The sequence below is a fragment of the Rhizobacter sp. P3_B12 genome, assembly GCF_056402895.1.
The window spans coordinates 1-13,332 of sequence record NZ_JBFUGN010000074.1 but is presented as its reverse complement, the minus strand read 5'-3'; the positions used below and the strand labels follow the sequence as shown (position 1 = coordinate 13,332).

Genomic DNA, 13,332 nt, shown 5'->3' with positions numbered 1-13,332 from the left:
GTGTGGTCCTTCACGCGGTACAGCGGGTCGTAGCTGAACCTGGTCTCCAGGTCCAGTGTGCCGGCGCCGCGGGTGATCTTGGTGCGGTTGCCTTGGGCATCGTATTCGTACGTCGTCACCGGCGTCGGTGAGACGGGCGGCGGCGGAAGCTCTGCGTGGCAAAGCGTGGTGATGAGCAGGCAGGTCGCAACAGCAATGACCCCTGCATGGGTTGTCGTCTTCTTCATCGGGTGGATCGCGTGAGGGTGGTGGATCAGGCCGCGCCATCCACCCTCTCTACGACCAAGGACGACTGCTTCGACGACGCGGCCGGCGGATTACACGTGAAGCAGATTGACGTGCCAAGAGGGTCGGCCGCCGATCACGATTTCAAGTACATCTGTATGGCCGACGCGGCCATGGGATGCCCAGCGCGGTCCTACACCTCACGGCCTCTGGACTGACACGCCGCTGCGCCACTGCCCGTCCCGCAGCGTCGGCCTCGTCCCAGGCACGCGACGCACCTCGCGCAGTCCAATGAAGTTCACCTTCATGACAAGAAAGGACTTCATCATGAACAGCCACAAGTCCCTGCTCGCACCGATCGCCGCCGCCCTCGCCATCGCGTCCGGCACCGCCGTGTGGGCCCAGGACGACCGCGCCCCGCTGCCGCCCACCAAGCAGGCCGGCGACATCACCTACGTGACGGGCGGCGTGGCCTATGAAGAGGTGCCGGCGTTCAAGGACGCCAAGCGCGACTACCCGCTCGCGATCGAGATCTACGAGAAGGCCGGGTCGAAGAACCAGTTCACCGCCGACACGCAAGTGAAGCTGATCGACCGGGAGGGCGACGTCGTCTTCGACGCGCAGGCCGACGGCCCCTACATGCTGGTGAAGGCACCGGCCGGGCAGTACAAGATGGAAGCCACGCTGAACGGCCGGACCGTCACGAAGCAGGTCACCGTGAACTCGCGCGGCACGGCCAATCCGGTGGTGGTGTTCCCGCAGGGCACCGACTGACCCACAGCGCTCACTGCGCTGACGGCTCCGTCATCAGCGCGGTGTAGCGGCGCTGCATCTCGTCGGGGGTGAGTTGCTCGATGCTGTGCCCGATCAGCCATTCGTGGCCGAACGGATCACGCAGCTTGCCACTGCGCTCACCATAGAACTGATCGGTCGGCGCCATCAGCACGGTGGCGCCGGCCGACACCGCTTGCTCGAGCACCGCGTCGGCGTTGTCGACGTGCAGGTGCACGCTGGCGTAGCTGGTCGAGCCGCCCACCGGAGGCGCCTCGATGCCGTACTCGGGGAACGCGTCCGACAGCATCAGCACCGACGGACCGAGTTCCAGCTCGGCATGCCCGATGCGCCCCGACGGCTCGGTCAGGCGGAACAGCTCCTTCGCACCGAAGGCCTGCGTGTAGAACGCGATCGCCGCGGCGGTGTCGCGCACGCGCAGGTAGGTGAACACTTCATGGATCATCGCAAGCTCCTTGGAGTCATCCGGCCGAAGCGTAGGGGTTCGCCCGGCCCGATGTCTTGAAGATTTTTTCCGCGGTGTGGCTGGCCTGGTCCGGTGCGAGCGGGTGGTACGCCGTCGGCGTGAGCCCCGAGAAGCTGCGGAACTCCCGCACCAGGTGGGCCTGGTCGGCATGGCCTTCGGCGAGCGCGAGCGCGGCCCAGTCGACGGGCTCGCCGAGGGTCCGGCATCTTGCGGCGATCTGCACGATGCGCTGGAAGCGGGCGATCCGCAGGTAGCGCTTGGGCGCCAGCCCGACGCGCTGCGAGAACTCGGCGATGAAGCGCTTCGGTGACCAGCCGAGCGCGGACCGCACTTCGGCGACGCTGCGTGGCACCGAGCCCTCGAATGCTTGCAGGGCCCAGGCGATCGGCGCATCGGCGGCGTGYCGCGGCGCCCGGTGCAGGCGCGACAGCAACCATGCTTCCAGGTGATGCAGCCGGGCGGCCGCCCCCTGCAAGGCCTGGAGGCGGTCGCGCAACGCGCCCGCCTCGGGGCCCCACAGCTCGTCGGGCGTGGCCGGCGTCGCCAGTTCCGTCAGCGGCACGCCGAACAGCGCCGCGGCGCCGCCGGCCCGGAAATGCACGCCGAGCACCGACGAGGGCTCACCGGTCTCACGGAAGAAGGGCCCTTGCTGCGGCGCCTGCACGATGCCACCGGCAAAGCGTCGGCCCTGCAGGTCATCGGCCGAGGCGAAGCGGTTCAGGTGGCTCTGCCGCAGCGCGATGATCAGGTCGGCCCGGCCGGTCGGCAGGTTGCGCTCGCGCGCATGCGGCATCGCGCCGCGTTCGCCGGCCCACAGGCAGTCGACGAAGGCGTCGAGCGGCGGGGCGGGCGTGCGACGCAGAAGCATGGCCGCACCATACACCGCCGATCCCGGATTGGCATCCGGGCTACAGGTTCGTGCGGAGTCTCCAGATCTCGGGGAACAGCACCACGTCCAGCATCTTGCGCAGGTAGCCGACGCCGCTGGTGCCGCCGGTGCCGCGCTTGAAGCCGATCACCCGCTCCACCGTCGTCACATGGCGGAAGCGCCAGAGGCGGAATGCGTCCTCCAGATCCGTCAGCTCCTCGCCGAGCTGGTACAGGTCCCAGTGCTGCTGCGGCGCGCGGTAGGCCACCAGCCACGCCTGCTCGACGGCATCGTCGCACACGTACGGCTGCGACCAGTCGCGCTCCACATGCGAGGCCGGCACCGGCAGGCCACGCCGCGCCAGCAGCCGCAGCGCCTCGTCGTACAGCGACGGCGCGTGGTACGCCGCCTCGACACGCGCCAGGATCTCCGGCGTGTGCGCATGCGGCTTCAGCATCGCCGCGTTCTTGTTGCCCAGCATGAACTCGATGCAGCGGTACTGCCAGCTCTGGAAGCCGCTGCTGTTGCTCAGGTACGGCCGGATCGCCGAATACTCCGGCGGCGTCATCGTCGCGAGCACGTCCCAGGCATGCACCAGCTGCTCCATGATGCGGCTCACGCGGGCCAGCATCTTGAAGGCGGTGCCCAGGTCGTCGCTCGCGATGCGCTGTACCGCCGCACCCAGCTCGTGCAGCATCAGCTTCATCCACAGCTCGCTGGTCTGGTGCTGCACGATGAACAGCATCTCGTTGTGCTCGGGCGAGAGCGGGTGCTGCGCGTTCAGCACCTCGTCGAGGTGCAGGTAATCGCCATAGCTCATGTCGCGCGAGAAATCGAGCTGTGCACCTTCCTCGCGGACGATGTTCTCGCCGGGGTGGCCTGGCTGACCTGGGTTGTGCGGGCAGCTCATGTCACCGCCGCGCGCTGGTTGAAGCGGGCCTGCTGCCACTCGCCGGTCTGCAGCACCTGCACCAGGTGCTCCACCGCATCCCACACGTCGATGAAGCGGGTGTACAGCGGCGTGAAGCCGAAGCGCAGGATGTCGGGCGCCCGGAAGTCGCCGATCACGCCGCGCGCGATCAGCGCCTGCATGATCGGGTAGCCGCCATCGGCGCGCGCGAAGCTCGCCTGGCTGCCGCGCTGCGCCGCATCGCGCGGCGTCTGCAGCGTGAGGCCGTGGCCGGCGCAGCGCGCCTCGACCAGCGCGATGAACAGCTCGCTCAGCGCGATCGACTTGCGGCGCAGCGCCGGCTGCCCGCCGTGCGCCTCGGCGGCGAGCATCGTGTCGACACCGCACTCCAGCGCGGCCAGCGACAGCACCGGCGGCGTGCCGCAGATGAAGCGGCCGATGCCGGCGGCGGGGTGGTAGTCGGGCGTGAACTGGAACGGCGCCGCATGCCCGAGCCAGCCCGACAGCGGCTGCCACAGCTGCTCGGCGTCCATGCGCGCGGTGATCGTCGGGTGCACCCAGACGAAGGCCGGCGCGCCGGGTCCGCCATTCAAATACTTGTAGCCGCAGCCCACCGCGAAGTCGGCCGCGCCAGCGCGCGGGCCGCTGCCCTTCAGGTTCACCGGCACCGCGCCGGCCGAGTGCGCGAGATCCCACACCACCAGCGCGCCCGCGGCATGCACCGCGAGGTTGGTTGCTTCCATGCGGTGCATGCGGCCGCTGCGGTAGTTCACGTGCGTCAGCATCAGCACCGCGAGGCGGTCGTCGATCAGCGCCGGGATCTCGTCGGCCTCGGCCAGCACCAGCTCGAAGCCGCGCTGCCGCGCCAGGCTCTCGGCGATGTACAGGTCGGTCGGGAAGTTGAAGCGCTCCGAGACGATGCGCTTACGCCCCGGCGTGTCGCGCTGCGCCAGGTCGAGCGCGGCCGACAAGGCCTTGAACAGGTTCACCGAGGTCGAGTCGGCGACGATCAGCTCGCCGGGCCCGGCCCCCAGCAGCGACGCGATCTTGTCGCCGATGCGTTGCGGCAGGTCGATCCAGCCGGCGGTGTTCCAGCTCTTGATCAGGTCGCGGCCCCATTCGGCGGCGGCCACCTGCTGCACGCGCGCCGCGGTGGCGCGCGGCAGGGCGCCGAGCGAATTGCCGTCGAGGTAGATCACGGCTTCGGGTGTGTCATCCGGAAGGTCGAACAAGTCGCGCAGCGGCGCCAGTTCATCGCGGGCGTCGAGCGCCAGGCAGTCTTGTCGTGTCATCGTCATGCAGGGTCTTTCAGAGTTCTCTCAGCACTGCGCGCACCGGCGAGGCGCAGGCCAGCATCAGCTTCAGCGGCAGCGCGATCAGTTCGTAGTCGCCGGCCGGCACGTCGTCGAGCACCAGGTTCTCCAGCACGCGCAGGTCGCGCGCCAGCAGCTGGTGGTGGCTGTCCAGCGTCTTGCTGTCGGCCGGGTCGACCGACTGGCTGTCGATGCCCACCAGCCGCACGCCGCGGTCGGCCAGCCAGCCGATGCTCTCGGGCGCGAACGACGTGAACTCGGGCGACCAGGCGGTCGGCGCCTTCAGCACGCTGCGCACCAGCACGCGTGGCGGCAGGTCATCGGCGAACGGCGCCAGGTGCTCCGGCCGCACCAGCGCGCCGATGCCGATCGCGTGGATCACCCGGCAGCGGCCCAGGTACGGCGCCAGGTCGACCGCGCCGATGGCCGGCGCGCCGTCGCCGTAGTGCAGCGGCGCATCGGCGTGCGCGCCGATGTGCGGCGACATCGTGATCGCGCTCAGGTTGACCGGGCAGTCCGGGCCGATGCGCGCGGTCCAGGCCTGCGAATACGCCTCGTCGCCGGGAAACAGCGGCGAGTCGGGGGCGATGGGGGGGGAGATGTCCCAGAGCTTTTTCACGGCCGGAACATAGCACCGCCGATGGCACCGTGGTGTCGGTTATTTCAGACAGGCCGTGATGGCCAATAAATGCTTGACACCTGAAATATCAAGCTCTAAATTTCATTGGCCCGGCAGTTTCCCCAATCCATCCGCCGCGGCCTTCCGGAGATCACCCACATGCGCATCGCCTGCATCGGCGGCGGCCCCGCGGGCCTGTACTTCGCGCTGTTGATGAAGAAGCAGGACCCGTCGCACGAGGTCACGGTGATCGAGCGCAACCGCGCCGACGACACCTTCGGCTGGGGTGTCGTGTTCTCCGACCAGACGCTGGGGGCCGTGCAGCGCAGCGACCCGAAGAGCGCGGCGCAGATCCTCGATGCGTTCAACCACTGGGACGACATCGAGGTGCACTTCAAGGGCGAGGTGGTCCGCTCGTCCGGCCACGGCTTCTGCGGCATCGGCCGGCGCAAGCTGCTGAACATCCTGCAGGACCGCTGCGCCGAAGAGGGCGTGCGGCTGCGCTTTGAGACCGAGTGCGCCGACGACACCACCCTCGATGCCGACCTCGTGATCGCCTGCGACGGCCTGAACAGCCGCATCCGCAGCCGCTATGCCGCCACCTACGAGCCCGATGTCGACACCCGGCTGTGCCGCTTCGTCTGGCTCGGCACGCACAAGCGCTTCGATGCGTTCACGTTCGCGTTCGAGCGCACCGAGTGGGGCTGGTTCCAGGTGCACGCCTACCGCTTCGATGCCGACACCTCCACCTTCATCGTCGAGGCGCCCGAGCCGGTGTGGCGCGCCGCGGGCCTGGCCGACCTGGGCAAGGAAGAGAGCATCGCGTTCTGCGAGAAACTGTTCGCGAAGATCCTGGACGGCCATGCGCTGATGTCGAACGCGGCGCACCTGCGCGGCTCGGCGCAGTGGATCCGCTTCCCGCGGGTGGTGTGCAAGCGCTGGATCCATCACAACGGCCGTGCGCCGGTGGTGCTGATGGGCGACGCGGCGCACACCGCGCATTTCTCGATCGGCTCSGGCACSARGCTCGCGMTCGAGGAYGCGATCGACCTGGCCGCCGCGATCGGAGCGCACCCGGGCGCGCTCGACCAGGCACTGGCCGCCTACGAAGCGCAACGCAGCATCGAGGTGCTGAAGATCCAGAACGCGGCGCGCAACTCGACCGAATGGTTCGAGAACGTCGAGCGCCATGCGCGGCTCGATGCGCCGCAGTTCGCGTATTCGCTGCTGACGCGTTCGCAGCGCATCTCGCACGAGAACCTGCGGCTGCGCGATGCGGCGTATGTCGGCGGCTACGAGCAATGGCTGGCGCAGCGTGCCGGGCTCGACGGCACGCATGCGGTGCCGCCGATGTTCACGCCGTTCACGCTGCGCGGCGTGACGCTTGCGAACCGCGTCGTCGTCTCGCCGATGGCGCAGTACAGCGCGGTCGACGGCGTGCCGGGCGACCACCACCTGGTGCACCTGGGAGCCAGGGCGATGGGCGGCGCGGGCCTGGTGTTCGCCGAGATGACCTGCACCTCGCCCGATGCGCGCATCACGCCGGGCTGCCCCGGGCTGTACACCGATGCGCAGATGCTGGCGTGGCGGCGCATCGTCGATTTCGTGCACCAGGGCAGCAGCGCGAAGATCGCGATGCAGCTGGGCCATGCCGGCGCGAAGGGTTCGACCCGCGCGCCGTGGGATGGCGAAGACCTGCCGCTGGCTGCGGCCAACTGGCCGCTGATCTCGGCCTCGCCGCAGCAGTACCTCGATGGCGTCAGCGACTGGTCGCGGGCGATGACGCGCGACGACATGGACCGCGTCACCGCCGATTTCGTCGCGGCCACCAAGCGTGCCGCGCAGGCCGGCTTCGACTGGCTGGAGCTGCACTGCGCGCACGGCTACCTGCTGTCGTCGTTCCTGTCGCCGCTGACCAACCAGCGCACCGACGTGTATGGCGGCGAGCTGGCGAACCGGCTGCGCTACCCGCTGGAGGTGCTGGCGGCGATGCGCGAGGCGTGGCCGGCCGACAGGCCGCTGTCGGTGCGCATCTCGGCGCACGACTGGGTGCCGGGTGGCAACACACCTGATGATGCGATCGCGATCGCGCGCGCATTCAAGGCGGTGGGTGCCGACCTGGTCGACGTCTCGTCCGGGCAGGTCAGCCCGCAGCAGCGGCCGGTGTACGGGCGCATGTACCAGACGCCGTTCGCCGAGGCGATCCGCAACGAGGCCGGCATCGCGACGATGGCGGTCGGCGCGATCTTCGAGGCCGACCATGTGAACGGCATCATCGCGRCCGGCCGCGCCGACCTGTGCGCGATCGCGCGGCCGCACCTGGCGAACCCGGCCTGGACGCTGCTGGAGGCCGCGAAGATCGGCCACGTCAACGGCGTCGGCGCCGAGTGGCCGCGGCAGTACCTCGCGGGCAAATCGCAGCTGGAGCGCAACCTCGAGCGCGAGCGGGCGATGGCGGCGCAGACGGCGGGGCTGTCGGCGCAGGAGCAGGCGAMCCTGGCGCAGGGGGTGTGATGGAACTGGCCGGCTTGCATGCGGTGGTGACCGGGGGCGGCAGCGGGATCGGCGAGGCGATCGCGGCGGCGCTGCTGAGGCATGGGGCGCAAGTGACGTTGATGGGGCGAGACGAAGCCCGGTTGCTGGCGGCGCGGGAGCGCTTGGCGGACGGAGCTTCGACAAGCTCAGCCCGACCCTTCGACAAGCTCAGGGCGAACGGGGGAGGAGCCGGAGCAAACGGGGGGGAATCCGTTCGGGCTGAGCCTGTCGAAGCCCTGCCCGCGATCCACGTTCGTCCCGTCGACATCACCGACGCGGCCGGCGTCGAACGGGCGTTTCACTCCGCTGGCCCCGTCGACCTCCTGATCAACAACGCCGGCCAGGTCGAAAGCCAGCCCTTCGCTCGCACCACGCTCGACCAGTGGAACCGCCTGCTGCAGGTCAACCTGACCGGCACCTTCCTGTGCACCCAGCAGGTGCTGCCCGGCATGACCGAGCGCGGCTTCGGCCGCATCGTCAACATCGCGAGCACCGCGGCACTGAAGGGCTATGCCTATGTCGCCGCGTACTGCGCCGCCAAGCACGGCGTGCTCGGCCTGACGCGCGCGCTCGCGCTCGAGGTGGCGCGCAAGGGCGTCACCGTCAACGCCGTCTGCCCGGGCTACACCGACACCGACATCGTCGCCCGCGCGGTCGAGCAGATCGCGAGCAAGACGCAGCGCAGCGCCGAAGCAGCGCGCGATGCCCTCGCCGCCACGAACCCGCAGGGCCGCCTGGTGCAGCCCGACGAGGTGGCGCAGGCCGTGCTGTGGCTGTGCCGGCGCGAATCATCCAGCATCACCGGCCAGGCGATCGCCGTGGCCGGTGGGGAGGTGTGATGTGATTTCCGACATCAGCGACCTCGAATCCCGCGTGATCGACGATCACCATCAAGCCCTCAAGCTCTGGCTGCGCCTGCTGTCGTGCAGCAACCGCGTCGAGTCGGTGATCCGCAACCGGCTGCGCAGCGAGTTCGCGACCACGCTGCCGCGCTTCGACCTGCTGGCGCAGCTGGAGCGCGAACCGGCCGGCCTGGCGATGGGCGAGCTGTCGCAGCGGCTGATGGTGACCGGCGGCAACGTGACCGGCATCACCGACCAGCTCGAAGCCGAAGGCCTGGTGCGCCGCGTGCCGCGCCCGGACGACCGGCGTTCGTTCGCGGTGCAGCTGACGCCGGCCGGCCGCCGCCAGTTCCGGCGCATGGCGGCCACGCACGAGCAGTGGGTGGTCGAGCTGTTCGCCGGCTGGTCGGCCGACGAGAAGACGCAGGTGCAGGACTTGCTCTCGGTGCTGAAGCGGCATCTCGCCGGCATCGACAGTGCGCTGCCTGCAAAGCCGGCGAAGAGAACCCGAACGAAGGAGAAGACATGACGCGTGCTATGGATTCCCACCTCGCGGCCGGCAACCGCCAGGGCGCGGCCGCGATCGCGCCGCAGCACGTCGGCTGGGCGCTGCATGGCCGCGTCGGCGTGATCACGCTGAACCGGCCCGAGCGCAAGAACCCGCTGACCTTCGAGTCGTACGCCGAACTGCGCGACCTGTTCCGCATGCTGGCGCAGGTCGACGAGGTGCGCGCGATCGTCGTGCAGGGCGCTGGCGGCAACTTCTGCTCCGGCGGCGACGTGCACGAGATCATCGGCCCGCTGACGAAGATGGCGATGCCCGACCTGCTCGCCTTCACGCGCATGACCGGCGATTTCGTGAAGGCGATGCGCGCCTGCCCGCAGCCGGTCGTCTCGGCGATCGACGGCGTGTGCGCCGGTGCCGGCGCGATCATCGCGATGGCCTCCGACCTGCGCGTCGGCACCGCGCGCAGCAAGACCGCGTTCCTGTTCTCGCGCGTCGGGCTGGCCGGCTGCGACATGGGCGCCTGCGCGCTGCTGCCGCGCATCGTCGGGCAGGGGCGCGCGTCGGAGCTGCTGTACACCGGGCGCTCGCTGGGCGGCGACGAGGCGTTGCAATGGGGCTTTTTCAATCGCCTGAGCGAGCCTGACGCGCTGCAGGCCGATGCCCTGGCCTGGGCCGGCGAGATCGCGGCCGGCCCCGGCTTCGCGCATGCGATGACGAAGCGCATGCTGCACCAGGAGTGGGCGATGGGCGTCGACGAGGCGATCGAGTCCGAGGCGCAGGCACAGGCGATCTGCATGATGACGCAGGATTTCCATCGGGCGTACGAGGCATTCGCGGCGAAGTCCCGGCCGGTGTTCGAGGGCGATTGATGAGCGCGCACCTCGACTGGCCGTTCTTCGAGGCGCGCCACGCGGCGTTGGAACAGGAGCTCTCGCGCTGGTGCGGCGAGCACCTGGCCGACGTGCCGCACGACGATGTCGACACCACCTGCCGCCGCCTCGTGAAGCAGCTCGGCGACGCCGGCTGGCTGCGCCACGCGATCGCCGAGAAGCCGGGTGACGCGATCGACACCCGCGCGATCTGCCTGCTGCGCGAGACGCTGGCGCGCCACCACGGCCTGGCCGATTTCGCGTTCGCGATGCAGGGCCTCGGCTCGGGTGCGATCTCACTGGACGGCACGCCGGCGCAACGCGAGCGCTACCTGCCGAGGGTCGCGCGCGGCGAGGCGATCGCGGCGTTCGCGCTGTCCGAGCCCGAGGCCGGCTCCGACGTGGCCGCGCTCGCCTGCGCGGCGCGCGACGACGGCGATGCGTATGTGATCGATGGCGAGAAGACCTGGATCTCGAACGGCGGCATCGCCGATTTCTACGTGCTGTTCGTGCGCACCGGCGAGGCACCGGGCTCGCGCGGCATCACCGCGTTGATCGTCGATGCCGACACGCCGGGCCTGCAGATCGCCGAGCGCATCGAGCTGATCGCGCCACACCCGCTGGCACGGCTGCGCTTCGACGGCTGTCGCGTGCCGAAGACCCAGCGGCTCGGCGAGGCGGGCCAGGGCTTCAAGCTCGCGATGCGCACGCTCGACATCTTCCGCACCTCGGTCGCGGCGGCCGCGCTCGGCTTTGCGCGGCGCGCGCTCGATGAAGCCTTGCAGCGCGCGACGACGCGCAAGATGTTCGGCCAGACGCTGGCCGATTTCCAGCTGACGCWGGCGAAGCTCGCACAGATGGCGACCACCGTCGACAGCGCCGCGCTGCTGACCTACCGCGCCGCCTGGCAGCGCGACCAGGGCCGCAACGTGACGCGCGAGGCCGCGATGGCCAAGCTGGCCGCGACCGAAGGCGCCCAGCAGGTCATCGATGCCGCGGTGCAGTTGTGGGGCGGCGCCGGCGTTGTCAGCGGCAACACGGTGGAGACGCTGTACCGCGAGATCCGCGCGCTGCGCATCTACGAGGGTGCGACGGAAGTCCAGCAGTTGATCATTGCCCGCGAGTTGTTGAAAGGAACGTGAGATGTCAGCGCACGTCGACACCTTTGCCCGCGATCACCTGCCGCCGCGCGATCAGTGGCCCGAGCTGGTGTTCGACCTGCCGGAGCTGCAGTTCCCCGCCGAGCTGAACTGCGCGGCCGAGCTGCTGGACCGCTGGGTCGACGAGGGCCACGGCGATCGCCTCTGTGTGCAAGGGCAGGGCGTGCGCTGGACCTACGCGCAACTGCAGGCCCAGGCCAACCGCATCGCGCACGTGCTGGTCGACGACCTGGGCCTCGTGCCCGGCAACCGCGTGCTGCTGCGCGGGCCGAACTCGCCGATGCTGGCGGCCTGCTGGTTCGGCGTCGTCAAGGCCGGCGGCATCGCGGTCGGCAGCATGCCGCTGCTGCGCGCGAAGGAGCTGGTGCAGATCGTCCACAAGGCCGAGATCAGCCATGCGCTGTGCGACATCCGGCTGGCCGACGAACTGGCGCAGGCCGGGCCGCAGTGCCCGACGCTCGCGCACGTGCTGCACTTCATGACCGATCGCGAGGGCGGCCTCGAGGCGCGCGCGGCCACCAAGGCGGCCCGCTTCGACACCGTGCGCACCGCCGCCGACGACACCTGCCTGATGGCCTTCACCTCCGGCACGACCGGTGCGCCGAAGGCGACGCTGCATTTCCACCGCGACGTGATGGCCGCCTGCGCCTGCTGGCCGCGCCACGTGCTGCGRCCGACGCCCGACGACGTGTTCATCGGCAGCCCGCCGATCGCGTTCACGTTCGGGCTCGGCGGGCTGTTGCTGTTCCCGCTGTCGGTGGGCGCATCGACGGTGCTGGTCGAGCGCCCGGGGCCGGATGCGCTGCCGGCCGCGATCGCGCAGTACCGCGCGACGACGCTGGTCACCTCGCCGACCGCGTACCGCGCGATGGCCGGCCAGCTCGCCGCGCACGACCTGTCGTCGCTGCGCCAATGCGTGTCGGCCGGCGAGGCGCTGCCGGCGGCGACCCGCCAGCTGTGGAAGCAGGCGAGCGGCATCGAGATCATCGACGGCATCGGCTCGACCGAGCTGCTGCACATCTTCATCTCGCACGACGAGGCGCATGTGCGGCCGGGCGCGACCGGCACGGTGGTGCCGGGCTACCGCGCCTGCGTGCTCGACGACGACGGCCGGCCGCTGCCGCCGGGGCAGGTGGGGCGGCTCGCGGTCAAGGGGCCGACCGGTTGCCGCTACCTGGCCGACGAGCGCCAGCGCCAGTACGTGAGCGGGGGCTGGAACCTGACCGGCGACGCCTACCTGCAGACCGACGATGGCTACTTCATCTACCAGGCGCGCACCGACGACATGATCATCTCGGGCGGCTACAACATCGCCGGACCGGAGGTGGAGGCGGCCCTGCTGCTGCACCCCGCGGTGGCCGAGTGCGGCGTGGTCGGCGTGGCCGACGACGAGCGCGGGCAGGTCGTCAAGGCCTTCGTGGTGCTGCGGCCGGGGCATGTCGGCGACGCGGCGATGGTGAAGACGCTGCAGGATTTCGCCAAGCAGGCGATCGCGCCCTACAAGTACCCGCGTGCCGTCGAGTTCTGCGACGCGCTGCCGCGCACCGAGACCGGCAAGCTGCAGCGCTTCAAGCTCCGTTCGGGCTGAGCCCCACCCCCCCGTTCGGGCTGAGCCCCACCCCCCGTTCGGGCTGAGCCTGTCGAAGCCGGCGTACACACACAGAGGAGACATCGAGATGAAAGTACTGCAACCCCCCGGCTGGCTGCCGCCGCGCGGCTATGCGAACGGCGTGGCCGCCGAGGGCGTGCTGGTGTTCGTCGCCGGCCAGATCGGCTGGAACGAGCGCTGCGAGTTCGAGAGCGACGATTTCGTCGACCAGGTGCGGCAGGCGCTGCACAACGTCTGCGCGGTGCTGGCCGAAGGCGGCGCGGCGCCGCAGCACATCGTGCGCATGACCTGGTACGTGCTCGACCGTGCCGAGTACCTGGCGCGCGGCCGCGAGGTCGGCGCGGTGTTCCGCGAGCTGGTCGGCAGCTACACGATCGCGATGAGCGCGGTGCAGGTCAGCGCGCTGATGGAGCCGCGCGCGCGGGTCGAGATCGAGGTCACGGCGGTCGTGCCGCGCCCCTGAGCGCTCAGGGCGGCAGCTCGTCGGCCGTGCGCGGCTCGACCATCCGCACGCCGTTGCGTTCGGCCCGGAAGCGCGCCGACGTCTCGTAGACCCGCTTGCGCACCCGCATCACCGCACCCAGCGGCCGGTGTGCCGCGAGCCCGTGCCACGGGC

General features: G+C 70.1%; 14 protein-coding genes. 8 read left to right on the top strand and 6 right to left on the bottom strand.

The features are described 5' to 3' along the window. Positions 1-227, bottom strand: a 227-nt coding sequence (locus AC1D01_RS06785) for a hypothetical protein (protein WP_477865303.1), incomplete at its 3' end; no start/stop codon positions are given. A 325-nt stretch (positions 228-552) separates the two neighbouring features. Here AC1D01_RS06785 and AC1D01_RS06780 point away from each other — a divergent pair. Next, positions 553-999 (top strand): carboxypeptidase regulatory-like domain-containing protein, encoded by a 447-nt coding sequence (locus AC1D01_RS06780; protein ID WP_477865302.1) that lies wholly within the window; start codon positions 553-555, stop codon positions 997-999. 10 nt (positions 1,000-1,009) lie between these two features. On the opposite strand, the gene AC1D01_RS06775 is transcribed toward AC1D01_RS06780, so the two are convergent. Genes AC1D01_RS06775 through kynB form a run of 5 tightly spaced genes read right to left on the bottom strand, consistent with a single transcriptional unit; the run spans position 1,010 to position 5,193 of the window. After that, complete coding sequence (locus AC1D01_RS06775; protein WP_477865301.1) at positions 1,010-1,462, bottom strand: VOC family protein; 453 nt, start codon at positions 1,460-1,462, stop codon at positions 1,010-1,012. A 16-nt stretch (positions 1,463-1,478) separates the two neighbouring features. Beyond that, positions 1,479-2,351 (bottom strand): DUF6597 domain-containing transcriptional factor, encoded by an 873-nt coding sequence (locus AC1D01_RS06770; protein ID WP_477865300.1) that lies wholly within the window; start codon positions 2,349-2,351, stop codon positions 1,479-1,481. Positions 2,352-2,391: 40 nt separating this feature from the next. Next, positions 2,392-3,261 (bottom strand): tryptophan 2,3-dioxygenase, encoded by an 870-nt coding sequence (gene kynA / locus AC1D01_RS06765; protein WP_477865299.1) that lies wholly within the window; start codon positions 3,259-3,261, stop codon positions 2,392-2,394. Next, entirely contained in the window at positions 3,258-4,559 is a 1,302-nt protein-coding gene (gene kynU / locus AC1D01_RS06760) for a kynureninase (RefSeq protein ID WP_477865298.1), read from the bottom strand. The genes kynA and kynU overlap by 4 nt, the downstream gene beginning before the upstream one ends. 10 nt (positions 4,560-4,569) lie before the next feature. Then, positions 4,570-5,193, bottom strand: a complete 624-nt coding sequence (gene kynB / locus AC1D01_RS06755; protein WP_477865297.1) for an arylformamidase — start codon at positions 5,191-5,193, stop codon at positions 4,570-4,572. Positions 5,194-5,352: 159 nt separating this feature from the next. Here kynB and AC1D01_RS06750 point away from each other — a divergent pair, with 159 nt between their 5' ends. The 7 genes from AC1D01_RS06750 to AC1D01_RS06720 all read left to right on the top strand — a co-directional run bounded on the left by AC1D01_RS06750 (position 5,353) and on the right by AC1D01_RS06720 (position 13,179). Beyond that, positions 5,353-7,707 (top strand): bifunctional salicylyl-CoA 5-hydroxylase/oxidoreductase, encoded by a 2,355-nt coding sequence (locus AC1D01_RS06750; protein ID WP_477865296.1) that lies wholly within the window; start codon positions 5,353-5,355, stop codon positions 7,705-7,707. Then, complete coding sequence (locus tag AC1D01_RS06745; RefSeq protein ID WP_477865295.1) at positions 7,707-8,567, top strand: SDR family NAD(P)-dependent oxidoreductase; 861 nt, start codon at positions 7,707-7,709, stop codon at positions 8,565-8,567. Before AC1D01_RS06750 ends, AC1D01_RS06745 begins: the two co-directional genes overlap by 1 nt. Before the next feature lie 4 nt (positions 8,568-8,571). Beyond that, a complete protein-coding gene (locus AC1D01_RS06740; protein ID WP_477865304.1) occupies positions 8,572-9,099 on the top strand; it encodes a MarR family winged helix-turn-helix transcriptional regulator in 528 nt (175 codons plus the stop codon). Beyond that, positions 9,096-9,947, top strand: a complete 852-nt coding sequence (locus AC1D01_RS06735) for an enoyl-CoA hydratase family protein (RefSeq protein ID WP_477865294.1) — start codon at positions 9,096-9,098, stop codon at positions 9,945-9,947. The genes AC1D01_RS06740 and AC1D01_RS06735 overlap by 4 nt, the downstream gene beginning before the upstream one ends. Then, the gene (locus AC1D01_RS06730; RefSeq protein WP_477865293.1) at positions 9,947-11,089 is read left to right on the top strand and encodes an acyl-CoA dehydrogenase family protein; all 1,143 of its coding nucleotides are present in this window, start codon (positions 9,947-9,949) and stop codon (positions 11,087-11,089) included. The genes AC1D01_RS06735 and AC1D01_RS06730 overlap by 1 nt, the downstream gene beginning before the upstream one ends. Position 11,090: 1 nt before the next feature. Beyond that, positions 11,091-12,695: an AMP-binding protein gene (locus AC1D01_RS06725; protein ID WP_477865292.1), complete on the top strand. Its 1,605-nt coding sequence runs from the start codon at positions 11,091-11,093 to the stop codon at positions 12,693-12,695. 88 nt (positions 12,696-12,783) lie between these two features. After that, the gene (locus AC1D01_RS06720) at positions 12,784-13,179 is read left to right on the top strand and encodes a RidA family protein (RefSeq protein ID WP_477865291.1); all 396 of its coding nucleotides are present in this window, start codon (positions 12,784-12,786) and stop codon (positions 13,177-13,179) included. The last annotated feature ends 153 nt before the right edge of the window (positions 13,180-13,332 follow it).